The following is a 24,391-nucleotide window of genomic DNA, read 5'->3' as shown; positions in this document are numbered from 1 at the left end:
TTAAAATTAAGGAGATACATATGAAAAATGAAAAAAAGTTTGGCTTTTTAGCCTTTTTACCACTAATTGTGTTTTTAGTACTTTATGTGGGAATAGGACTGTTTTTTACAGTTCAAGGTGTTGAATCACCATTTAGTAAATTTCCAAGACATGTTGCCCTTTTTGTAGGTATAGCTATAGCTTTAATTATGGAAAGAACAACTCCTATAGGTAAAAAAATTGATATTTTATGTGAAAATATGGGAAATTCAGGAGTTATGATGATAGGTCTTATTTACCTTTTAGCTGGTGGTTTTCAAGGAACTGCAGCGGCTATGGGCGGAAAGGACTCTGTTGTTAATTTCTGCTTAAATCATATACCATCACAATTTTTAGTTCCTGGTATATTTTTAATGGGTGCTTTTATTTCTACATCTATAGGAACATCTATGGGTACAGTTGCAGCCCTTGCACCAGTTGCTTTAAGCGTTGCTCAAGGGGCAGGTTTAAATGTACCTCTTACATGTGCAGCTGTTATAGGAGGTTCATATTTCGGCGATAACCTTTCTATGATATCAGATACTACAATTTCAGCTACTCAAGGGGTTGGCGCTGAAATGAAGGATAAATTTAAAATGAACTTTTTAATTGCTTTACCTGCTGCCATAGTTGCTGCAATTCTTTATGGAATTTTAGGAGGTTCAGGGGCTATAGTTGAAAAGCCTGACTATGACTTAATACAGATACTTCCCTATATTTCAGTATTAATTACAGCTCTTATGGGCGTTAATGTTGCCGTTGTATTATTTTCGGGAATTTTATTATCCGGGCTAATAGGTCTCGTTCAAGGTAATTTAACTATTATTACTTGGGCACAAGCAACAGGGGAAGGAATGTCCGATATGTTTAGTATAACTATTGTGGCTATTTTAGTATCTGGAATTATTGGTCTTGTAAGATATTATGGTGGAGTTGAGTGGCTGGTAAATGCAATAACTTCGAGAATCAAAACCCGTCGTGGAGCAGAATATGGGATATCATTTTTGTCAGGAATCTTATCAGCTGCTTTGATTAACAATACAATAGCAATAATTATAGCGGCACCAATGGCAAAAGAAATTGGCTCGAAATATAATATAGCTCCAAAGAGGTTAGCATCGCTTTTAGATATCTTTGCCTGTGCCTTTATTGCCCTAATGCCTCATGACGGAGGAATGCTAATAGTAACAGGACTTTCCAACGCATCACCTATAGAGGTGTTGAAATATTCTTTCTACTTCTTTGCATTAATAATCGCAGCTCTAATTACTATACACTTCGGTCTTATGAGAACGGAAGAAGAAAAAGCAATAAAAGATTGAAAAATAATTATTCATTAAGACAAAGTAAATTTTTATTTTGTCTTAATTTTTTTGTATCTTTTTAATAATAAAAAAGATGGGATATAATATTATTATGAGTTTTTATATTTTAAGTAAGGAGGAAAAATGAAATACAATTTTGAAAAAATAATAGACAGAATGGGAAAAGATGCCATAGCAGTAGAAGTTTTAGGTCAGAGACCGGGTTTTGCACCAGATAAACCTAAGGCAGGGTTTGACATAATCCCCATGTGGGTTGCAGACATGAACTTTGAAACTGCACCAAGTATTCCTGAAGCTATTATAGAAAGGACAAAACACCCTCTATATGGATATTTTGCACCAAGAAAAGAATATTTTGAAGCCATTATTAACTGGCACAAAAAATACAAACATGTAGATGACATTAAAGAAGAATATATAGGATATGAAAATGGAGTTTTGGGTGGACTTATAAGTGCTATGAACGTAATCTGTTCAAAGGGCGACAATGTCCTTTTACATTCACCAACTTATATAGGTTTTACAGGATCTTTGGAAAATAACGGCTACAATATAATTCATTCTCCACTGGTTTTAGATGAAAACAACATCTATAGAATGGACTATGAAGACATGGAAAAGAAGATTGTAGAAAACAATATCCACGCTGCAATATTCTGCTCACCTCACAATCCTACAGGAAGAGTATGGGAAAAAGAAGAAGTAGAAAAGGCAATGGAAATCTACAAAAAACATAATGTATATGTAATATCAGATGAAATTTGGTCAGACATAATAGTGGGAGAAAATCGTCATGTAGCTACACAATCAGTATCAGAAGACGCAAAACAAAGGACCATAGCCCTATATGCTCCATCAAAAACTTTTAACCTTGCAGGCTTAATAGGAAGCTATCATATAATTTATAATGACTGGCTAAGAGATAGGGTCTTAAAAGAATCATCTTTAAGCCATTATAATGATATGAACGTGTTATCAATGTACGGACTAATAGGAGCTTACTCCGAAACAGGAGATCAATGGGCTCAAGAAATGCTTGAAGTAATAAAGGGAAATCTTGAGTATGCAACAAAATTCATTGACGAAAACTTTGAAGGAGTAAAATACAGCAAGCCTCAAGGAACTTATATGCTTTTTATAGATTGCACTGAATATTGCAAGAAAAATAATGTAAGTATAGAAGAAATAGAAAAAGCAGGCTGGGATGTTGGAGTAGCATGGCAAGATGGTAGAATGTTCCATGGACCTCACCACATAAGATTGAACTTAGCTCTACCTCTATCAAGAGTTAAAGAAGCTTTTGACAGAATGAAAAAATATGTTTTTGTAAAATAAGAGAGAAAAATAACTCGCTTTATAAGTCGGGTTATTTTTTTATTTAACATACAAGTTATTTATTGATAAACTATTAGTGAAATTATTTAAGGAGATAAAGATGGATGATTTTGACAGAAAAATTATTGATGAAATAGAAAATAGTTTTGATTTTTTGGTAAAAACTAGAAGATTTTTTCATACTCATCCGGAGCTTTCGGGAAAAGAAATAAAAACTTCTGAATTTTTAAAAGATCAGATGAAAAGTTTGGGTTTAGAAATTAAAGAGGTGAAGGGGACGGGCTTTTATGCTGTCCTTGATACAAAAAAGCCGGGGAAAACATTGGGTATAAGATCTGATATTGACGGCCTTCCCATTGAGGAAAATAAGTGCAATATGACTTGTGAAAAAGTTTCGGTTTCTGAAAATAAGGGCATTATGCATGCCTGTGGTCATGACGGCCATATGGCAATGCTTCTTAATTCTGCAAAAATTTTGACAAAATATAAGGAGGCTCTAAGGGGAAAAATCATTTTTATTTTTGAAGAGGGAGAAGAATTGGGAACGGGTATCCGACCTATGATAGAGGAGCTTAAAAAACTTAAGATTGATGGAATTTATGGAAATCATTTAGTTTCTTTTATGGATGTGGGATCTATAAGTTTTACTCCAGGCCCTGTTATGGCAGGATCTGCCATAATTGATTTTACCGTTCATGGAAAGGGTGGACATGGTTCCAGACCAGATCTTTCTATTAATCCAATTTTTGCAGCTGCAAATATTATTAATGGCCTAGCTTCTGCTTGGGTAAATCAAATTGATGTTACTAAAACTGTTACTTTAGGTCTAGGTTCAATAAATGGAGGTCAACAGAGAAATATTATTCCAGACACTGTAAGGGTTACGGGAACAATGAGATTTTATGATGTGGATGAAGGGAAAAAAGCTTATGAAGTTTTAAAAAATGTTGCGGAAAATATAAGTGCCGCTAGTAGGTGTAGCCTTGAATTTACCAAGGAGTCCGGCTTTAAGGAAGGTCCTGTTATAAATGATGAAAAACTTTCCAATCTGGCAAATTCTGCCATAAGGGATCTTGAAATTTTTGATCTTCATCAAAAGGAAATTTGGTTTGCTTCAGAATCTTTCAGTTTTTATAGGAGCATAGCACCTAGTTTATTTGCCTTTGTAGGCATTAGAAATAGGGAAAAGGGCATTTATTCAGAGCATCACAATGAGCATTTTGACATGGATGAGAGGGCTTTAAAATATGGAAGTCTTGCTCAAGTAAAATTTGCTAGGGAATTTTTAACGAAGGACTATGAAAACATTAACTTGACATAATTTACCATAATGCTATTATATTAATTAAGTAGATATTTTTAAATCTTCAGGGCGAGGTGTAATTCCTCACCGGCGGTAAAGTCCGCGAGCATTTGCATGAATCGGTGAAATTCCGATACCGACGGTTATAGTCCGGATGAAAGAAGTAATATTTTTGTAAGCCTTGAAAGGGGCTTTTTTTTATGGAATTAGACGAATTATTTATTAAAAAAACAATTGAACTTGCAAAACTTGGAAGAGGACACACAAGGTCAAACCCTCTTGTAGGGTGCGTTATTGTAAAAGATGGGAAGATTATTTCTCAGGGTTATCATGAAAAATTTGGAGAAAACCATGCTGAAAGAAATGCAATTTTAAATTCAAAGGTTTCTCTTGAAGGCTCAGATCTTTATGTAAACCTGGAGCCCTGCTCTCATTTTGGCAAGACTCCACCATGTACAGATTTAATTATTAAATCAAAAATTAAAAGAGTTGTGGTGGGCTGCCTTGATTCAAATGAAAAAGTTGCAGGCAAGGGGATTCAAAAATTAAGGGACAATGGAATTGAAGTAAGGCTGGGAGTTTTAGAAGACCAATGTCGGGACTTAAACAAAAAGTTTTTTTATTTTATTAAAAATAAAAGACCCTATGTAGTTTTGAAAACTGCAACAAGTCTTGATGGAAAAATTGCAACTTTTACAGGAAATTCCAAGTGGATAAGTTCTGAAGCTTCAAGAAGATTTGCCCATAGTTTAAGAAATGATTTAGACGGAATTTTAGTTGGCATAAATACAATTATTAAAGATGATCCAAGTCTTAATGTAAGAGATATTTTAAATCCATCTCAGCCCAATAGAATTATTGTGGATTCTAAGCTTAGGATTCCTTTGGATTCAAAGCTCTTAAAAAAAGATATAGGAAGTAAAACTTATATTTACACAAGCAAAAATTATGACAGGGAAGTTTATAAAAAACTTTGTAGGGTTGAAAACCTTGAAATTGTTGTAACAAATTCAGATAAGCAAGTGGATTTAAGGGAAATGCTTAAAGATTTAGGTTCAAAAAATATTTCAAGTATCCTTCTTGAAGGAGGGGGGAATTTAAATTTTTCCATGTTAAGTGAGGGCCTCGTAAATTACGGATATTTTTTCTTAGCTCCTAAAATAATAGGAGGAAGAGATGCTCTTACAAGTGTTGAAGGTCAAGGTTTTAAAAATTTAGAAGATTCCATAAGGTTAAAAAATATAAAAATTGACAGGTTTGATGAAGATTTGTGCATAAGAGGTGAAATATGTTTACCGGAATAATTGAAGAAGTGGGGATAGTTGAAAGTATACAAAAGAAAAATGACCTTTATAAAATTAAAATTAGGGCAAAAAAAGTTACTGACATAGGTCTTGGAGAGTCCATTGCAACAAATGGAGTTTGCCTTACAGTGACAAATTTAGGCAAAGATTTTTTTGAGGCTGATATTATGAAGGCAACTATTGATGGGACGACTTTAAAAGAAATAAAAAAGGGTTCTTTTGTAAATCTTGAAAGGGCTCTTCCTTCTAATGGGAGATTAAATGGTCATATTGTTCAAGGCCACGTTGATGGACTGGGCAGGATAATAAAAATTGTAAATTTAAATAATCTTGTGGAATATCACATAAGCGCCTCTAAAGAAATTTTAAAGTATATAGTAAAGAAAGGTTCAGTTACCCTTAACGGCATCTCTCTTACAGTATCAAAAGTAAATGCAGATTCTTTTGTAGTTTCCATTATTCCCACAACTTTAAAGGAAACCACCCTTACCAAACTTAGGACAGGAGATTTAATAAATATTGAAACTGATATTATAGGTAGGTACATTGAAAGACTTTTTACTCCCTATAGGGAAAGTGAAATTTCAATGGATTTGCTTAAAGATTTTTAAGGAGTAGATATGAAAATTAATACTATTGAAGAAGTTGTAAAAGCACTTAAAAATGGAGAAATAATCATTGTTACTGATGATCCAGACAGGGAAAATGAAGGAGATTTCATTTGTGCGGCAGAATTTGCCAGTCCTGAAAATATTAATATGATGGCAAAATATGCCAGGGGCTTAATCTGTATGCCCATGAGTAAGTTTTATGGAGAAAAACTTGGTTTACCTCAAATGGTAAATGAAAACACAGATAATCATTCAACGGCATTTACAGTTTCAATTGATCATAAGGATACAAGTACGGGAATTTCTGCCTATGAAAGAAGTTTAACTGCAATAAAAACAACAGAAGATTCTGCAAGTCCTGAAGATTTTAGAAGACCGGGTCATATGTTTCCTTTAATTGCAAGGACAGGGGGAGTTTTAGTAAGAAGGGGTCATACAGAAGGAACTGTAGATCTTTTAAAAATAGCAGGTCTTAAAGAAATTGGTCTTTGTTGTGAAATTATGGCTGAAGACGGCCACATGTTAAGGGGAAAGGATATTTTTGCCCTTGCTGAAAAGTTTAATATGAAAATCACAACTATTGATGCCATTGCAAAATATAGAAAGAAACATGAAAAAATGGTGAGAAAAATAGCTGTGGCAAAACTTCCTACAAAATATGGAGAGTTTACAGCTCACGCCTATTTAGACACTATTACTGGAGAACATCACGTTGCCCTTGTTAAGGGAAATATAGGAGATGGAAAAAATCTTCTTTGCAGAGTTCACTCTGAATGTTTAACAGGAGATGCTTTCGGTTCTTTAAGGTGCGACTGTGGAAATCAGCTACAACTTGCCATGAAAAGAATTAATGAAGAGGGTAGAGGCATCCTTTTGTACATGAGACAGGAAGGAAGAGGAATAGGACTTTTAAATAAAATTCGTGCCTATGCCCTTCAAGACCAAGGTATGGATACAGTTGAAGCAAATCTTGCTTTAGGTTTTCCTGAAGATATGAGAGATTATTCAAAAGGGGCACAAATTTTACAAGACTTGGGAGTTCATGAATTAAGGCTTTTAACAAATAATCCAGACAAGGTATATTCTTTGGAAGAATATGGAATGGAAATAAAGGAAAGAGTCCCCATAGAAATTAAGTCAAATGAAGTGGACAGATTTTATTTAAAGACCAAAGCAAAAAAAATGAAACATATTTTAAAAGAATTTGAGGAGGAAAAATGAGAATTCACGGTGGAGACCTTACTGCAAAAGGTAAAAAGTTTGCAATAATAGTAGGAAGATTTAATGAATTTATAGGATCAAAATTATTGGACGGAGCTATAGACGGCTTAAGTCGTCATGGAGTAAAAGAAGATGAAATTGAGATTTTTTGGGTTCCTGGTGCTTTTGAAATTCCCCTTATAGCTCAAAAGTGTGCAGAATCAAAAAAATTTCATGCTGTAATTTGTCTTGGAGCAGTAATAAGAGGAGCAACTTCTCATTTTGAATATGTTTCAAGTGAAGTTTCAAAGGGAATTGCACAAACATCTTTAAAAACAGGAATTCCAGTAATATTTGGAGTCCTTACAACAGATTCTATTGAACAGGCCATAGAACGTGCAGGGACAAAAGCTGGAAATAAAGGATTTGAAGCAGCAGTTTCAGCTATAGAAATGGTAAATTTAATTGATCAAATAAATTAATTATGTTTAAATATTTAATACGAAAGGAGTTAAAAAATGAATACTGAAAAATATAGGGTTATACATGACAAGCCTATTAACTTGGGAAAATTTTCAACAAGAGCTCCAAAAGATTTTGAAAAAGATATTACAAAAAAAGAACTTACACCGGAAAATCTTGAAGTTTTAAAAGTTTTACAAGAAAAATTATATGCTGAAAACCAAAGAGGTATTGTAATAGTTTTACAGGCCATGGACGCTGCTGGAAAAGACGGTATAATAAAACATGTCCTGACCGCTTTAAACCCTCAGGGAACGCCTGTGAGAGCTTTTAAACAGCCTTCTAATGAAGAACTGGACCATGATTATTTGTGGAGAATAAATAAGGCTCTTCCGGCAAGAGGAGAAATAGGTATTTTTAACAGAAGTCACTATGAAGATGTTATAGTTACAAGAGTTCATAATCTTTTAGAAAATTCAAATCTTCCTGAAGAATTAATTGAAGATGATGTTTGGAAAAAAAGATACAGACAGATAAATGATTTTGAAAAATATCTTTATGAAAATGGCTTTGAAGTTTTAAAATTCTTTTTACATGTTTCGAAGGAAGAACAACGTTTAAGACTTCTTGATAGGGTTGAAAGACCTGATAAACATTGGAAATTTTCCTATTCAGACATTGAAGAGAGAAAATACTTTGAAAAATATATGAAAACTTATGAAAGCGTTTTAAAAAATACTTCAACGGAATATGCCCCCTGGTATATTTTACCGGCTGACCAAAAATGGTTTTCAAGGTTTTTAATTTCCGAGATTTTAAGACAAAAACTTGAAAAAATGAATCCGGAATTTCCAAAATTGAGTAAAGAAGAGGAAAGTCAACTGGGAGAAGCAAGAAAGATTTTAAAAGCAGAAGAATAGATTTTAAAAGAGCAATTAATTTTGCTCTTTTTTATTTGTAAAATGACTTGAAAACGTATATCATATTATATTTTGCTAATTTGATTGTTTATTAGCAGGGTGATATGATACTTAAAATAAAAGTTTTTTTAAACTTAAAGAAGGGAGAGATTTAATGGAAGACGTAAAAATTGTAAAAGAAATTATTGACAGCAAGAAAGAAGGCTACAGAAAGCTAAGTGATGCCATTTGGGACAATCCAGAGCTGGGTCTAGAAGAATTTAAAAGCCAAAAAATTCTTTGCGATGCAATTAGAAAAGAAGGCTTTGAAGTTAAAGAAGGTCTTGCGGATATGCCTACAAGTTTTGTGGCAACTTGGGGAGAAGGTAAGCCTGCAATCGCTTTTACAGCAGAGTATGATGCTCTACCCGGACTTAGCCAAAAGGAATGTTCTTTGAAACAGGAAGCTTTGACAGAAAAAGGAGCTGGTCATGGTTGTGGCCACAATCTTTTGGGAGTAGGTGCAATAGCTGCAGCTTTTGTTTTAAAGGCCTACATGGAAAAAGAAAATAAAAAGGGAACAATTAAAATTTTCGGGACTCCTTCTGAAGAAAGAGATGCCGGAAAAACATTTATGGCAAGAGATGGAATTTTTGACGGTTTGGACATAGGTTTTACTTGGCATCCCGCTTCAGTAAATTCTGTTTGGGAATGTGGATCTCTTGCAAATGTAATTGCAACTTTTAAATTTAAGGGAATAAGCTCTCACGCAGCTGCATCTCCTGAGTTAGGTAGATCTGCTCTTGATGCCTGCGAACTTATGAATGTGGGAGTTAATTACTTAAGAGAACATGTTAAAAGTGATATTAGAATGCACTATTCGTACTTGGATGTTGGAGGAAAGGCTCCAAATGTAGTTCAAGCAAGTGGGGCAGTTTATTATTTTATAAGAGCTCCAAGGATGGAAGATGCCATGTCAGCCTATGAAAGAGTTGTAGATTGTGCAAAAGGTGCAGCTCTTATGACAGGAACTAAGTTAGATGTTGAATTTGATTTGGCGATTTCGGATTATCTTCCAAACCCAACTTTGACAAAATTAATGGAAGAAGCTTTAAAAGATATAGGAGGTCAAGATTATAGTCAAGAAGATTACAAGGAAGCAAAAAAATTTATGACCACTTTAAGTCCTGAAATTATAGACGGAACCGTAAAAAGTCTGTCAAGATTTGTAGGCATGGCCAAGGCTAAGGAATATGCAGAAAAAGGCCTTATAAGTGACATTATAATAATGGGAAAAAATTCAGATATGGCAAACGGCTCAACAGATGTTGGAGATTTTAGTAAATGCGTTCCCACAGCCCAATGTTTAATTTCAACAGCAGCCTTTGCAACTCCTCTTCACTCTTGGCAAAGAGTTTCTCAAGGAAAAACTGAAATTGCAAAAAAAGGTATGGATAGAGCAGTTGGCACTTTAGCCCTAACTGCAATAAGAGCTTTAAATAATCCTGAAATTATAAAAAAAGCAAAAGAAGAATTAATTGAAGAAAGAGGAGAAAAATATATTTCTCCAATACCTAAAGAATTAAAAATAAGAGATCCAAAAATTCAAGCATAATTTTAACAGGAGGTTATTATGAACGTTAGAGATATAGTCAATGGAAAATCACTATATATTATGGTAATTTGTTCCCTACTTATAGTAGTTGCATTTATTTTAGTATCATTAAAACTTGCAATAAAAAGAGCAAAAGAATTGGGATTTACAAATAAAGATATTAATAAGGTTATAAAATCATCGGTACTTTTTTCTATAGTGCCATCAGTATCAATAGACATAGGACTTGCAAGTTTATCTACAGTTGTAGGTACACCCTGGGCATGGTTTAGACTATCAGTTATAGGAGCTCTTATGTATGAGCTTACTGCTGCAAGTATGGTAACAAGTGCTGCAGGTTATGAAAACATGTCGGAATTTATAAATGGAACGGATGTAAACTTAGTTCCTGCAATTTTTATGGTAATGAGTATAAGTATAATTTTTGCAGCAGTTTTAAATATATTCTTAGGTAAGTCTTACCACAAGGGAGTAACAAAATTTAAAACTAAGAGTGGAGCAGAAGGTACTTTAATAATAGGTTACTTTACTCTTGCAATGATTACAGTACTTTCCATATCTCAACTACTTAAAGGAAAAGTTTCCATTCTTGTTTTTGCAGCAAGTTTTTTAGTTTCCATTATTCTTTTAAAACTTGCAGAAAAGATGAAGATATCTTGGATGAAAGAATTTGTTTTAGCCTTTGCACTTATTGTAGGAATGGGACTTTCAATTATTTTTGAAAGCATGCTTTTATAGGAGGAAATCATGGATAATAAAGATTTACAAAAAACAAAATATTTTAATACAATTCACAGAGTAGGAAGAATAGGATCTGTATTAAGTATAGGTGCCATGCTTTTAGTTCCATATTTAATTGCAGTATCTTACAGCTTAAGATTTGATTTAAAAGAAGTTTTAGCCATAGCAAGTACTCTTCTTGCAGTTTTCATTCCAACAGTTCTTGCAGAATTTATAAGTTATGGACCTATTTTAGGATCTGGAACTTATCTTGCATATATAACCGGAAATGTTACAAACTTAAAAATTCCCTGTGCCTTAAATGCTCAAGCTCTTATGAACTTGGAACAAGGCACTGAAGAATCTGATGTAATAAGTTTGATTGCAATAGCTTCATCATCACTTATTACAATGTTAATAATAGCCTTAGGAGTTGTTCTTTTAATTCCTCTTCAACCATTTTTACAATCAGAACCAGTTCAAGTAGCATCTAAATATATTTTACCTGCCCTATTTGGTTCCTTATTCTATACAATGCTTTCAGGAAATAAATCAGGTAAAAATACTGTTAAGAATAAACTTTTACCCCTATGTGTTCCTGCAGTAATTATGATTATTTGGCATTTGACAGGTGGTAAAGTTGTAGGAAAAGAAGGTATTTGGATTGTAATTTCCATTATAATGTCAGTAATTTGTGCAAAAATAATGCTTAAGACAGGACTTGTAAAAATCATTCCTGCAAATACAGAAGAAAAGAAATAGATAGATTCTTTGTATCTTGACTTTAAAAATATTTAAATGTATAATTTAAGCTAATTTAATAAGACTGTGAAGAGAAATAGTAAAGTCGTATCGGCTAAAGAGAGCTTTCGTTTGGTGCAAGAAAGTGTCGTAAAACTTGAATCCGTCTCGGAGTCATACATTTAAAGAGGATTCGAAAGAATCAAATTGGGTGGCAACGCGGTTAAACCGTCCCTTTATAGGGGCGGTTTTTTTATGCAATAATAAATAAAATTTGAGAGGAGAAAAAAATGCTTGATATTAAATTTTTAAGGGAAAATCCTGATTTAGTAAAGGAAAATATTAAGAAAAAATTCCAAGATGAAAAAATCAAACTTGTAGACAAAGTTATTGAACTTGATAAGGATTTTAGAGATTCAAAAACTAAGGGTGATGAACTTCGTGCAAAAAGAAATTCCCTTTCTAAACAAATCGGAATGCATATGCAAAAGAAAGAAAAAGAATTGGCAGAAGAAGTTAAAAATGAGGTCAATAAAATAAATGAAGAACTAAACTCCCTTGAAGAAAAAGAAAAAAATCTGGAAGCAAAAGTAAAAGAAATAATGATGGTAATTCCTCAAATGATTGCCGATACAGTTCCTATAGGAAAAGACGACAGTGAAAATGTTGAGCTTCAAAGATTCGGAGAACCTAAAGTTCCCTCTTATGAAGTTCCTTACCACATAGATATTATGGAAACTTTTGACGGAATAGATCTTGATGCTGCAAGAAAAACATCAGGAAACGGCTTTTATTATTTAAGAGGAGATATAGCAAGACTTCACTCTGCAATTTTATCTTATGCAAGAGACTTTATGATTAACAAGGGCTTTACCTATTATGTACCACCCTTTATGATTAGAAGTGATGTTGTAACGGGAGTTATGTCTTTTTCAGAAATGGAAAATATGATGTATAAAATCGAAGGAGAAGACTTATATCTAATAGGCACAAGCGAGCACTCAATGATAGGAAAATTTATAGATACAATAAGTCCAGAAGAAGATATGCCTCTTACTTTAACCTCTTATTCACCTTGTTTTAGAAAAGAAGTTGGGGCTCACGGAATAGAAGAAAGAGGAGTTTACAGAATTCACCAATTTGAAAAACAAGAAATGGTTGTAATTTGCAAACCAGAAGATTCTCCCTATTGGTACGATCAACTTTGGAACAACACTGTAGAATTTTTCAGAAGTCTTGAAATCCCTGTAAGAACCCTTGAATGCTGTTCAGGAGACCTTGCTGATTTAAAAGTTAAATCTCTTGATGTAGAAGCTTGGTCACCTCGTCAAAAGAAATATTTTGAAGTAGGTTCTTGTTCAAACTTGGGAGATGCTCAAGCAAGAAGACTTAATATAAGATTAAAGGGTAAAGACGGAAATTATTTAGCACACACCTTAAACAATACGGTAGTTGCACCGCCAAGAATGTTAATAGCTTTTCTTGAAAATCTTCTTCAAGAAGACGGAAGCGTAAAAATTCCTGAGCCTTTAAGACCATATATGGGCGGTATGGAAAAATTAGTTCCTAATAAAAATAAATAAAATTTAAGTTTAAAAATTAAAGAATTTTTGATAAAATAATAATACATTAGGGAGTAGCAAAAATTTATCAATCGTCATTACGGTTAAACCCGGTTGATAAAACCTAAAAGGTATGCAAGACTTTTGTTTTTTTAAGCAAAAGTCTTTTTTTTATAGGAGGTAAGATGGACTGGTATAAAAAGAAAATTGATGAAACAGCAGAATTATTTTCATCGGACATTAAAAAAGGGCTAAGTAGTGAAAAGGCAAATAAGGCCCTGAAAAAATATGGAAGAAATGAATTAAAACAGGAAGAAAAAAAGCCATTAATTGAAAAATTAAAGGACCAATTTTTAGACCCTATGATTATAATTCTTATAATAGCTTCAATATTATCAGCATTTACAGGAGATAAGGTAGAAGCGGTAATAATTATAGCCATAGTTGTTGTAAATGCAATTTTATCCCTCTATCAAGAAGGAAGAGCGGAAAAAGCTATAGCAGCATTACAAAAAATGAGTTCTCCCAAGGCAAAAATAATAAGAGACGGAAGAGAAATGGAAATTGAAAGTGGTCTTTTAGTTCCAGGTGACTTGGTTGTTTTAGAAACGGGCGATATAGTTCCTGGAGATTTAAGACTTATAGAATCTCAAAACTTAAAAATTGATGAATCTTCTTTAACTGGAGAATCAGTTCCCGTAGAAAAAGATGCAAAAAAAGTTTATACCCAAGATGAGGGAATAGGAGATAGAAAAAACATAGCCTACAGCTCCACAGTGGTCTCATATGGACGTGGAAAAGGCCTTATAGTAGCAACAGGTCACCAAAGTGAAATAGGAAAGATAGCGACCTCTATAGCCCTTGTAGATAATGAAGAAACTCCCCTGCAAAAAAAACTTGCAGGCCTTTCAAAGACCCTGGGTCTTCTTGTAATTGGTATTTGTATAATAGTTTTTATTGTAGGAAAATTATATAAAAATGACACTTTAGAAATGTTTATGACGGCAATTGCCCTTGCAGTTGCAGCAGTTCCTGAAGGACTGCCTGCTATTGTAACAATAGTATTGTCTTTAGGCATGGGCAAGATGGCGGATAAAAATGCAATTGTTAAAAAACTTCTTGCAGTAGAAACCCTAGGCACAACAACTGTAATATGCTCAGATAAAACAGGAACCCTTACTCAAAACGAAATGACAGTTGTAAAAGCCTTTGTAGATAATGCGGAAATAGACGTTTCCGGAACAGGTTATGTTCCCCTGGGACAACTTTCTTCAAAGGATAAAAAAATTGAAGATATAGAAGATTTAAAAATTCTTTCAGATATAGCCGGTCTTACAAATGATGCAAGACTTGGTTTTGACGGGGAAAAAGTTCAAATAGGAGGAGATCCTACTGAAATTGCTCTTTTAACCTTTACTGAAAAGCAGGGAACAAAAGTAGCTCACTTAAATAAAAATCACCAAAGAATTGAAGAAATCCCCTTTGATTCTGAAAGAAAGATGATGACAACTTTTCATAACTATAAAGAAAAAGTTGTCTCCTTTACAAAGGGTGCACCGGATATAATTTTACAAAGATGCAGTCACATCCTTGAAGATGGAGAAATTAAGGAATTAACAGAAGAAAAAAGAGAAAAAATTTTAAATAAAAATATAGAATTTGCAAGACAAGCTTTGAGAGTTTTAGCATATTCCTACAGAAGTTTTGAAGAGCTTCCCAACAATATAAATTCAGATACTATTGAAAATCAAATGGTATTTGTAGGACTTACAGGCATGATAGATCCTGCAAGACCAGAAGCAAAAGAAGCAATAAAAGAATGTAAACGAGCAGGAATAATTCCAATTATGATAACGGGAGATTATTTTGAAACAGGACTTGCCATAGCAAAGGAACTGGGCATTGCAAAAGATGCTTCGGAAGCCATAGTAGGGGCAGAACTTAACAACATGACTGAAGAAGAAATAAGAGAAGTTGTTAAGAAAAAGAGAGTTTTCACAAGAGTAAGCCCTGAAAATAAAGTACAAATTGTAAGAGCTTTAAAACAAAATGGACACATAGCTGCCATGACCGGAGACGGAGTAAATGATGCTCCAGCAATAAAAAAAGCTGATATTGGTATTGCAATGGGTATAACAGGAACGGATGTTGCCAAATCAACTGCAGAAGTTATTTTAACAGACGATAACTTTGCAACTATAGTAAATGCTGTTGAAGAAGGTCGTATAATTTATTCAAACATTAAAAAATTCGTTTCCTATTTGTTATCCTGCAACATAGGAGAAGTTTTAATAGTTTTAATTTCAATTTTATTAAATCTTCCTGTACCCCTTATTCCGATTCAACTTTTGTGGTTAAATTTAGTAACAGATTCTTTTCCAGCCCTTGCTCTGGGAGTAGAAAAGGGTGATGAAGGAATAATGGACGAAGCTCCAAGAAGTCCTAAAGAACCAATACTTGATGATGAAATAAGAATTACAGTAATAGTTCAATCAATAGCAATAACAATTGCAACAATAGGTGCTTATATAATAGGCTTAAAGTGGTTCGGGAAAGAAGGCATAGGTCTTGAATATGCAAGGACAATGGCATTTGGAACCTTAATTCTTGCAGAACTTTTAAGATCTTATTCTTCAAGATCTATAAGATATACAATTTGGCACATAGGACCTTTTTCCAATAGTAAATTAGTTTTAGCAACAGCTTTTTCATTTTTACTAATGGTAATTGTAATGTATGTGCCCCACGTAAGAGAACTTTTCCAATTGGAAAATATAGGTCTTCGTGAATGGATAGTTGTTTTAATAGGAGGCTTCATTCCTCTTATCCTTGGTGAAATTCAAAAAGTAATAAGATTTTCAAAATTTCACAGAGAAAATCCCTATAAGGAAATAGAAGATTGATCTTTTTATAAATTAAAAATATATTAAAAATAATCGGCAATATAAAGATAAAATTCTTTTTGCCGATTTTTTTCAATTTCATGTATAATATTTTTAAGATAAGATATTTGTTAATTCATAGGAAGGGAGCAAACTTATGAAAGAAAAAAATAAAACTTTATATAAAATAGGGAAGATTTTTTTAATAGTCCTTTTACTTATATTTTTATTTATAGCAAATTCCTTTTTCGGCAATCCGATTTCAAAAATTTTAGTGGATAGGACGGCGGATAAATACATAGAAAACAATTATAAAGACCTTAAATTAATAAGAGATAAGACCATCTACAATTTTAAATCTGGAACTTATGATATTCATTTAAGAGATGAAAATAGTATTGACAGTAATTTTGTCCTCAGCTTTAATAAGTTGGGAGGACTTATATATGACACTTATGGAGATAGGATATTTAACACATATTCAAGATTTATGGAGGGGCTTTACCAATATGGAAGAAAAATTGAAGAGGAAAATAAATTTCCATATAAAATAACCCTTGAGCCAATAGAAAAGGATGGCTATAAAAATATTTTCACCATAGATGAAAAAATTGATTTTAATAATTTTCCCTATCAAGTTAAGGCAAATGCTTATGGCTTCTGTGAAAATCCAAGTTTTGAAGAAGCTTTAAAAATTCTTAAAGAACTTCAAAAGATTATGGACTCAAGTCCTCTTGAAACTGAAGAATTTTCCATAATACTTGTTCCTGGAAAGGATAGAAAAGAAAATGTAGAAGCTGTTTCTTGGGAAAATGCCCTTTCAATTTTTGATATAAAGGCTGAAACTATAAGAAAGGGAGACCTTAAGGAATTGAAACATTTAAAAGAAGTTCAAAGTCAAGAGAAAAAAGATGAAGAATAGAAATAAAAAATAGGAGGTATTTATACCTCCTATAAATTTTCTTTTTCAAGTTTTAAAAGCTTTTCTTTTATTTTAAGTCCACCGGCATAACCTGTTAAACTTCCATTTTTTCCTATAACCCTGTGGCAAGGGATTATTATCCATAGGGGATTTTTATTGTTTGCATTTCCCACAGCTCTTGCAGCTTTGGGATTTTTTATTTCTTCAGCAATTTGACCATAGGTTTTTGTTTGACCGTAGGGGATTTTTAAAAGTTCTTTCCAACATTTTTCTTGAAATTCTGTTCCCTGAGCCTTAAATTTTACAGTGAATTTTTTTCTTTTGCCCTTAAAATATTCTTCCAACTCTTTAAAACATTGGTCGCTTATTTTTGATTTTTCATCTTTATGAGAAATCCCGTCCAAAAGTTTTATAGATTTTATAAAATCCTTTTCATAACCTATTTCTATAAAAGTTTTATCAGGATCAAAGTCCGTTTTATAGTAGGCAAATTTCATTTTTATCTCCATAAAAAACTTAAAAATTTAATTTCTTTTATTAAATTTTTAATCCATTTTACTTAATCGACCTGTAAGTTTTTCCTTTTTAAGTCTTATTATGAGGGTATGGTCACAGGATCTTTCTATTACTTTTTTTGCTTCTTGTAAAAAGTTTTTGGAGTGTTTTTTTACTAAGGATTCAAGAACTTTTACTTTTTCATTTTTATTTTCAACTATTTGAGCAAGGCCTTCATAGAGGATGGAAGTGAAATTGAAGGTAAATTTTTCTTCCACTAATTTGTGGGAGATGACAATAGAAAAAGCTGCACGTTTATTTTCTTTAAGTATGTCGACTTTTCTTCCCTTCATTGCAGTGTGAAGATAAATTTCTCCATCTATTACAGTATAGTTCATGGGAATTAAGTAGGGTCTTTCTCCTTGACTTAGGGCGAGAGTTCCGTAATCAGCCTTATCCAATATTTCGTAACATTCTTCTTCTGTAAGATATTTTTTCATAATTACCTCCTAATAAAATAAAAAGGACGGCCTTAAGCCGTCCCGACAATATAAAATATTGTCCCAAGGGTTAATTATATTTTATAAAAAACCGCTTTTTTTGTCAATTATCAGCCGTTAAGAGCTCTATCTACATTTCTGATAAAGTCTTGTACGTTTGTAACCATTGATACAGCTGTTAAAGTTCCTCTATCTGAAAGTTTGTTTACGGCAAATTCTTGTATATCTATTGTATACATGTAAACAGGTCTTATAAGTCCGTCAAACTCATTGTAAGAAGGAGTCATGTTTCCTGTTGCTATTGTATATAGAATAGCACCCATCATTATAATTGTTGAAGTTTTACGAGCGTGCTTTCTCATTTCATTTTGTGCAGCGTAAACATTGTTTATTGTTTCAGGAAGACCAAGTCTATCACGAATTGTTCCTGCCATTACAACAGGTACATTCATTTCAACGCAGGCTTTCATAAAGCCGTCTTTTACTTTTCCTGATTCACAAAGAGCCTTTGTTGAACCGTATTTTCTTGCAAGATTTATTGTATCAAATAAGTTTTGTGTTGTATTTTGTTCTCTTTCAAAAGTTTCTTGTCCCCAAGATGTTCCGAAGATTCCTTTTTCAAGGTCAAAAGCTGCTGTTTCAGTACCGCAGAAAATTGCTTGAACATAACCGTTTCTTATAAGTCTTTCAAGAGCTAACCTTGAATCTCTATCAAGGGCAAGAGCTGAACCTACAATTAAAGTTACATATCCATTGTTTGCTTTTTCATGTCTTAATACTTCATAAAGAGTATCGTAGTCAACACTGAAAGCAGTTTCTCTTGAACGTCCTGCTCTAAAAGCAAAAGTATCAAGTTCTTGTGTATCTTCAAGGAAGCCTTGTGTCCACATATAAATTCCTTCAGAACCGTCTTCAGTACGACCAATTACAACCTTGTCGCCTTTTTTTAAGTTTCTGAATTCAACTATATTTACACTTTCTTTTCCCGGTGTATCATCTGCAACACAAACAGTGTCCATTCTACTTTGAGTAGCTAAAACCCATTTTCCGTTAATCTTGAAATATTCAGGGTAAACTGAAAGGGCATGATAGTGTCTTGGGCTTATTCCATCAACTTTTACTTCTTCAAGAGTAACATTAGGTGCATTCTTTAAAAAATCTTGTTCAAAGTCGGGATGATGATATTTTGGCATTTCAAATTTCATTGTTTCTTTCCCCTTCCTTTTGTTTTTTATCAAGTTCTACATATTCTTCTTCCGGAAGTTCCATTTCTCTTGCGAAAGTTTTATCTGCCGGAGTTACAAGTGCTTTTTCACAGTTAACTACAAAGTCTTGAACATTTGTAATCATAGGGATACAAGCAACATTTTCTCTTGCTGCACAAACTTTGTTTGCAATATTTTCAGTTATGTCTATTACATACATATAAACAGGTGAAATTTTTCCGTCTTTACGTATTCTGTAACTTGAAGCAAGGTTTGCAGTACTTACATTATGAAGCATAGTTGCAAGACCTATTATTAAAGTAGCCTTATCAAGTTCTTTTTTAACAGCTGTTAAAGCATCATCAACATCACCGTGAACTTCAGGAAGAGGTCCGTCATCACGAATTGAACCTGCAAGAACATAAGGTATATCCATTTGAGTTAAAGTTTTAATAATACCGTCTTTTACATTTCCAGCATCAATAAATTTTTTGATTGAACCAATTGTTCTTACTTCATTTAGCAAGTCAAGGTGGTTATAGTGTCCCATAGGAACATTTTCTTGAGTGTAGATGTTTTGTCCAAGAGCTGTACCTAAGAAACCTCCTTCAAGGTCGTGAGTAGCCATTGCATTTCCTGCAAGAAGACAATTAATATATCCATTTTCTGCAAGGTGGTTTAAGGCAATTCTTGTGTCATGGTCAAATACAACTGAAGGTCCAAGAACCCAAACTATATATCCGCCGTTATCTCTTTCATATTCCATTTGAGAGAATAAAGTGTCATAATCTCTTGAAAAAGAAGTTTCTACAGCTTTTCCTGGAGTGTTATAAACAGATTGTGGGAAGCCTTCTTTATATTCTAAAATACCTTCACTTCCGTCACGACTTCTTCCAAGGGCAACTTCTTCACCAACTTTTAAGTCTCTAAGTTCTTTAATAATTATCTTTCCGTTTTCAAGAACTGCAACACAGTTTAGTGAGTTGTGTTCGGGTAAATGCCATTTACCATTTACATGATAAAAAGTGGGCATGTGTGTAGTCAGATAGAATCCATCAGGAGCTACACCGTCTTTTTCAACTTTTGCAAAATTTACCTGTCCCATATCTTTGTATTTATCTTGAGAGAAATCAGGACATGTAAAAAGTGGCAATTCAAATTTCATGAGTCTCCTCCTTATATTTTATTTACTTAAATTGTATCATAGGAATATGATTTTGTGTTTTAACAAAGGTTAGAAAAAGAAATAAACCTTGAAGATTCAAGGTTTACATAAATATTATTCAATTAAATACAAAAAAATGTGGCAACTTTTTCCTAAAAGCTTTTTTCCTTGTCATTTTGTTCAGTTACAAGGGCTCTAAACTCTCCAGGATTAATTTTCATAAATTTTAAAAAGTTTCTGTTAAAAGTTTTAGTAGAATTGTAACCAACTTCAAGAGCTATATCGGTTATAGTTTTATCAGTATTTAATAAAAGACTTGCTGCCTTATTTATACGAATTCTATTTAAAAAGTTTGAGAAATTTAATTCCACCAGGTATCTTAGAGAATCATTTATAGAAGTTATAGTCATATCAAATTTTTTTGATACTAAATTTATATTTAAATTTTTGTAGTAATTTTTGTAAATGTAATCAATCATTTGACCAGTATTTTCATCGTGCTTTATATGAGTAATTTTATTTATATTTTGATAAGTTTCTCTGAATTTTTTTGAACCCATTCCATTACGATTGTTGAAGGTCTTTGAAAAGTGAGCGGCATCGGTGTAATTTAAGATTTCAGCTATTTCTTCCAGGTTCATGTCTGTATAAAGAAGAAAGAAAATTGCCTTGGCATATTTCATTTCATTTAACAGATCATAAAAGCCAAGACCTGTCATGGAATATATATAACGAGAAATTGAAGATTCACTCATTAAGAAAATTCTTGACATTTCTTTTAAACTTATCTTCTTTTGAGAATTTAAGTACATATATTGAAAAATTTCTTCTGAAGGAAGAGGAGTGTTTTCATTTTTATATTCTTTTTTAGTATGTCTTAAATATTCAACAATAAGTTCTGTAAGTTTACTTACCACATAAATACCTGAAAAATCCATTTTATTAGTATTTATGTCAACACTTCTCATGCCTACTTCATCACGGATATCTTCAAAAATTCTCTTAAATTTACGACTATCCGATTCATTTAAAAAAATGGAATTGTTTTTGTATAAAAGATCAACCATGTTAAACTCTTCGTTATCTATGTTAAAAATCCTTTTTATAACATTATTAATAAGATCAAAAGAATAAATTAAAAGATAGTAGCTTATAGGTTCGCTTACTTCAATTATTTCACTTATCTGCCAAGGCAAAAGAGTAATCACAACGCCGGGTTCCATTATATGTACTTGATTTTGGATTAAAATTTTTCCCTTGCCGTCAGTTATGTATAGAAACCTTGATTGTTTATGTAAGAGAGGTCTTGTAGAGTTCAAATCAGTTTCCAAATCGAAGCTTGCAATTTGACCTTCTCTTAAAGTTGTTGAATAAGTGCCTTGGATTTCAATATAATTTGAGCTGTTCATATTAACCTCCTTTTTTATATTATATATCAAATTAGGGGAAATAAGAATTTTATAATAAAAAAAGAGATATTTATATAAAAAGACACTCTATTTCCAAGTTAGGAAAAATTTGTAAAACTTTTTTTAAGATAAAGAGCTAAATCATTCAATTAAAAACAAAATTTTAAATTGTTTTTGTCCTTTTAAAAACCATGCCATATAGTAAAATGAAATTGTAGGAATACGATTTTATAAAAAAGAAAAAGGAGATGCGTAATATGCCGAAAAATTTTAGAGGTAAGAGCTTTTTAAAGTTAATTGATTTTACATCAGAAGATATGAGATATCTTTTAGATCTTTCAAAACAATTTAAATCAATGAAAAGAGCAGGAATACCTCACAAATATTTAGAAGGAAAAAATATTGCCATTATATTCGAAAAAACTTCAACAAGAACTCGTTGTTCATTTGAAGTTGCAGGATATGATTTAGGAATGGGAGTTACTTACTTAGATCCAACAGGTTCTCAAATGGGACATAAAGAAAGTATCAAAGATACTGCAAGAGTTCTTGGAAGAATGTTTGACGGTATTGAATACAGAGGATTTAAGCAAACTGCAGTTGAAGAACTTGCTGAATATTCAGGAGTACCTGTATGGAATGGTTTAACTGATGAATGGCATCCAACTCAAATGTTAGCTGACCTTTTAACAATCGAAGAACACTTTGGCCATTTAAAAGGACTTAAATTTGTATTCATGGGAGATGCAAGAAACAACGTTGCAAATTCTCTAATGATTGCTTGTGCTAAAATGGGCGTTAATTTCGTAGCTTGCGGACCAAAAGAAAACTGGCCTGAAAAACACTTAATTGAAATGGCTACTGAAATTGCAAAAGAAAACTTCTGCACAGTAGAAGTTACTGATGATGTTAAAAAAGGAACTAAGAATGCTGATGTTCTTTACACAGACATTTGGGTATCAATGGGCGAACCTAAAGAAATTTGGGAAGAAAGAATTAAACACTTAGGTGCTTACCAAGTTAACAAGAAAGTTATGGAAAATGCAAATGAAAAGGCAATCTTCCTACACTGCCTACCATCTTTCCACAACACTGAAACTAAAGTTGGAAAAGACATCGAAGAAAAATTCGGCCTAAAGGAAATGGAAGTAACTGACGAAGTATTTGAATCAAGACAATCACTTGTTTTTGATCAAGCTGAAAACAGAATGCACACAATCAAGGCTGTTGTTTACGCAACACTTTGCTAATTAAATATTTTGACTCCCTTCTTAATTAAGAAGGGAGCCCTTTAAAAAAGAAAGGAATTATTATGGACGCTATAACAAAACCTATTATTGCGATAACTAACTTTTTCTGGGGTTGGCCAATACTTATAGTTCTTATGGGTGGAGGTATCCTAATAACAATAAGAACCGGATTTTTACAATTTAGATATTTACCATTTATTTTAAAACAAACTTTTGGTAAGATGTTTAACTCAGGAGTAGGTGGAGAAGGTACAGTATCACCTTTCCAAGCAGCATCTGCAGCACTTGCATCATCAATCGGAGCCGCTAACATAGTAGTAGCACCAGCAATTATATTTACCGCAGGTCCTGGAGCTGTTTTCTGGATGTGGGTTGCAGGTATTTTAGGCCAAGCAACTAAATTTGGTGAAATCGTACTTGGTATTAAATACAGAGAAAAGAACTCTGACGGAGAATTCGTTGGTGGACCTTCATATACATTTAAAAAAGGTATAGGCGGAACACTTGGTAAGATAATGGGATTCTTAGTTTCATTCTTCTTTATGATTGAAATCCTTCCATCAATTACTCTACAAACTATTTCAGCAGCAGGTCCTCTTGAAAAATTAGGTCTTGACAGAAGAATCGCTGCAGTTATAATTTTAATATTAGTAGTTCTTGTAGCTTACGGTGGAATTAAGAGAATCGGACAAGTAACTGAAAAAATGGTACCTCTAATGGCAGGCCTATATATAATTTTTGGAATAATCATTATAATTATGCACATAGGACAACTTCCTCATGCAATTGCTGTAATCTTTGAGGGAGCTTTCAATCCTCAATCAGTAGCAGGAGGAATTGGTGGAGCAACCCTTGCAGCTGCTATTAAAGCAGGTATGGCAAGAGGATGTTACTCAAACGAAGCAGGTATGGGTTCTGCTCCTTATGCACACGCAACTGCAATAACAGACCACCCAGCTCGTCAAGGTATGTGGGGTATATTTGAAGTTATTTCCGACACTATTATCGTATGTTCAATTTCAGTTTTAGTAGTTCTTGTAACTGACAACTGGCATGATGAAGCAAATAGAGGAATTGCAGTAGAAAGAGCATTCAACACAGCTTTCGGTAACATAGGAACTGCTGTTATAGCTATTTCACTATTCCTATTTGTTCTTTCAACAATTATAGTAATTGTATTCTATTGTGAAAAACAAGGTGAATACCTATTCGGTACAGCTGTTGGAAAGATTATGAGACTTATTGCTTGTGGTATGGTTCTACTTGGTGGATTCGTATCATTTGAAAACGCAGGTGTATTCTTAGACTTTACACTTGGTCTTGTAGTATTTGTCAACATGTGCGGTATGGTAATGCTCAGTGGAGAAGTTAAGGAAATCGCAGCTGACTTCTTTAATAATCCTAAATTCTATCCAGGAGCAAAAAAATAGTTAAAAATAAAAAAAGAAAAAGTTTTAATTAAAACATC

Annotated in this window: 21 protein-coding genes, 1 riboswitch and 1 other annotated feature; of the genes, 16 read left to right on the top strand and 5 right to left on the bottom strand. The window is 33.0% G+C overall.

The genetic code is table 11. The features are described from left to right. Positions 1 to 20 precede the first annotated feature (20 nt). The 14 genes from J2S72_RS03490 (at position 21) to J2S72_RS03425 (ending at position 16,899) form a co-directional block, all read left to right on the top strand. Positions 21 to 1,340, top strand: a complete 1,320-nt coding sequence (locus J2S72_RS03490; protein WP_023055318.1) for a Na+/H+ antiporter NhaC family protein — start codon at positions 21 to 23, stop codon at positions 1,338 to 1,340. 126 nt (positions 1,341 to 1,466) lie between these two features. After that, complete coding sequence (locus J2S72_RS03485; RefSeq protein WP_023055423.1) at positions 1,467 to 2,678, top strand: MalY/PatB family protein; 1,212 nt, start codon at positions 1,467 to 1,469, stop codon at positions 2,676 to 2,678. Between the two features lie 100 nt (positions 2,679 to 2,778). Beyond that, entirely contained in the window at positions 2,779 to 3,999 is a 1,221-nt protein-coding gene (locus tag J2S72_RS03480; protein WP_307494992.1) for an amidohydrolase, read from the top strand. 38 nt (positions 4,000 to 4,037) lie between these two features. Further along, positions 4,038 to 4,151: riboswitch (FMN riboswitch) on the top strand. 30 nt (positions 4,152 to 4,181) lie between these two features. Beyond that, positions 4,182 to 5,285, top strand: coding sequence for a bifunctional diaminohydroxyphosphoribosylaminopyrimidine deaminase/5-amino-6-(5-phosphoribosylamino)uracil reductase RibD (ribD, locus tag J2S72_RS03475; RefSeq protein ID WP_307494991.1), 1,104 nt, complete (start codon positions 4,182 to 4,184; stop codon positions 5,283 to 5,285). Continuing rightward, entirely contained in the window at positions 5,270 to 5,896 is a 627-nt protein-coding gene (locus tag J2S72_RS03470; protein WP_307494990.1) for a riboflavin synthase, read from the top strand. The genes ribD and J2S72_RS03470 overlap by 16 nt, the downstream gene beginning before the upstream one ends. A gap of 9 nt (positions 5,897 to 5,905) precedes the next feature. Continuing rightward, positions 5,906 to 7,117 carry a bifunctional 3,4-dihydroxy-2-butanone-4-phosphate synthase/GTP cyclohydrolase II gene (locus J2S72_RS03465; RefSeq protein ID WP_023055350.1) on the top strand — a complete coding sequence of 404 codons (1,212 nt, stop codon included), beginning with the start codon at positions 5,906 to 5,908 and terminating at the stop codon, positions 7,115 to 7,117. Continuing rightward, positions 7,114 to 7,578 carry a 6,7-dimethyl-8-ribityllumazine synthase gene (gene ribH, locus J2S72_RS03460; protein WP_023055341.1) on the top strand — a complete coding sequence of 155 codons (465 nt, stop codon included), beginning with the start codon at positions 7,114 to 7,116 and terminating at the stop codon, positions 7,576 to 7,578. Before J2S72_RS03465 ends, ribH begins: the two co-directional genes overlap by 4 nt. A gap of 36 nt (positions 7,579 to 7,614) precedes the next feature. After that, positions 7,615 to 8,478 (top strand): polyphosphate kinase 2 family protein, encoded by an 864-nt coding sequence (locus tag J2S72_RS03455; protein ID WP_307494989.1) that lies wholly within the window; start codon positions 7,615 to 7,617, stop codon positions 8,476 to 8,478. Between the two features lie 154 nt (positions 8,479 to 8,632). After that, on the top strand, positions 8,633 to 10,072 hold the full coding sequence (locus J2S72_RS03450) for an amidohydrolase (RefSeq protein ID WP_307494988.1): 1,440 nt from the start codon (positions 8,633 to 8,635) through the stop codon (positions 10,070 to 10,072). A gap of 18 nt (positions 10,073 to 10,090) precedes the next feature. After that, positions 10,091 to 10,810 carry a DUF5058 family protein gene (locus J2S72_RS03445; protein WP_307494987.1) on the top strand — a complete coding sequence of 240 codons (720 nt, stop codon included), beginning with the start codon at positions 10,091 to 10,093 and terminating at the stop codon, positions 10,808 to 10,810. Between the two features lie 9 nt (positions 10,811 to 10,819). Beyond that, positions 10,820 to 11,554 (top strand): hypothetical protein, encoded by a 735-nt coding sequence (locus J2S72_RS03440; RefSeq protein WP_307494986.1) that lies wholly within the window; start codon positions 10,820 to 10,822, stop codon positions 11,552 to 11,554. A gap of 57 nt (positions 11,555 to 11,611) precedes the next feature. Further along, positions 11,612 to 11,772 (top strand) — a binding site (T-box leader). A 51-nt stretch (positions 11,773 to 11,823) separates the two neighbouring features. Beyond that, the gene (gene serS / locus J2S72_RS03435) at positions 11,824 to 13,116 is read left to right on the top strand and encodes a serine--tRNA ligase (RefSeq protein ID WP_307494985.1); all 1,293 of its coding nucleotides are present in this window, start codon (positions 11,824 to 11,826) and stop codon (positions 13,114 to 13,116) included. A 164-nt stretch (positions 13,117 to 13,280) separates the two neighbouring features. Then, entirely contained in the window at positions 13,281 to 15,998 is a 2,718-nt protein-coding gene (locus J2S72_RS03430; protein ID WP_307494984.1) for a calcium-translocating P-type ATPase, PMCA-type, read from the top strand. Positions 15,999 to 16,134: 136 nt separating this feature from the next. Further along, positions 16,135 to 16,899, top strand: coding sequence for a YfjL-like protein (locus tag J2S72_RS03425; RefSeq protein ID WP_307494983.1), 765 nt, complete (start codon positions 16,135 to 16,137; stop codon positions 16,897 to 16,899). 29 nt (positions 16,900 to 16,928) lie between these two features. On the opposite strand, the gene J2S72_RS03420 is transcribed toward J2S72_RS03425, so the two are convergent. The 5 genes from J2S72_RS03420 to J2S72_RS03400 form a co-directional block, all read right to left on the bottom strand. Next, positions 16,929 to 17,396 (bottom strand): methylated-DNA--[protein]-cysteine S-methyltransferase, encoded by a 468-nt coding sequence (locus J2S72_RS03420; protein ID WP_307494982.1) that lies wholly within the window; start codon positions 17,394 to 17,396, stop codon positions 16,929 to 16,931. A 48-nt stretch (positions 17,397 to 17,444) separates the two neighbouring features. After that, the gene (locus J2S72_RS03415; protein WP_023055370.1) at positions 17,445 to 17,894 is read right to left on the bottom strand and encodes a pyridoxamine 5'-phosphate oxidase family protein; all 450 of its coding nucleotides are present in this window, start codon (positions 17,892 to 17,894) and stop codon (positions 17,445 to 17,447) included. Between the two features lie 110 nt (positions 17,895 to 18,004). Next, positions 18,005 to 19,099, bottom strand: coding sequence for a putative NPN-dependent ornithine cyclodeaminase (locus tag J2S72_RS03410; protein ID WP_307494981.1), 1,095 nt, complete (start codon positions 19,097 to 19,099; stop codon positions 18,005 to 18,007). Further along, complete coding sequence (locus tag J2S72_RS03405) at positions 19,089 to 20,264, bottom strand: ornithine cyclodeaminase family domain (RefSeq protein ID WP_307494980.1); 1,176 nt, start codon at positions 20,262 to 20,264, stop codon at positions 19,089 to 19,091. The genes J2S72_RS03410 and J2S72_RS03405 overlap by 11 nt, the downstream gene beginning before the upstream one ends. A gap of 152 nt (positions 20,265 to 20,416) precedes the next feature. Further along, the gene (locus tag J2S72_RS03400; protein WP_307494978.1) at positions 20,417 to 21,673 is read right to left on the bottom strand and encodes a helix-turn-helix domain-containing protein; all 1,257 of its coding nucleotides are present in this window, start codon (positions 21,671 to 21,673) and stop codon (positions 20,417 to 20,419) included. A gap of 257 nt (positions 21,674 to 21,930) precedes the next feature. On the opposite strand from J2S72_RS03400, the gene argF reads away from it, so the two are divergent. Further along, entirely contained in the window at positions 21,931 to 22,923 is a 993-nt protein-coding gene (gene argF / locus J2S72_RS03395; protein ID WP_023055426.1) for an ornithine carbamoyltransferase, read from the top strand. 62 nt (positions 22,924 to 22,985) lie between these two features. Continuing rightward, entirely contained in the window at positions 22,986 to 24,353 is a 1,368-nt protein-coding gene (locus J2S72_RS03390; protein WP_307494977.1) for an alanine/glycine:cation symporter family protein, read from the top strand. Positions 24,354 to 24,391 lie beyond the last annotated feature (38 nt).

It is taken from the genome of Peptoniphilus koenoeneniae (assembly GCF_030812875.1).
Taxonomy (GTDB): domain Bacteria; phylum Bacillota; class Clostridia; order Tissierellales; family Peptoniphilaceae; genus Peptoniphilus_B; species Peptoniphilus_B koenoeneniae.
The sequence above is the reverse complement of the archived record's forward strand: the minus strand, read 5'-3'. Positions and strand labels throughout refer to the sequence as shown.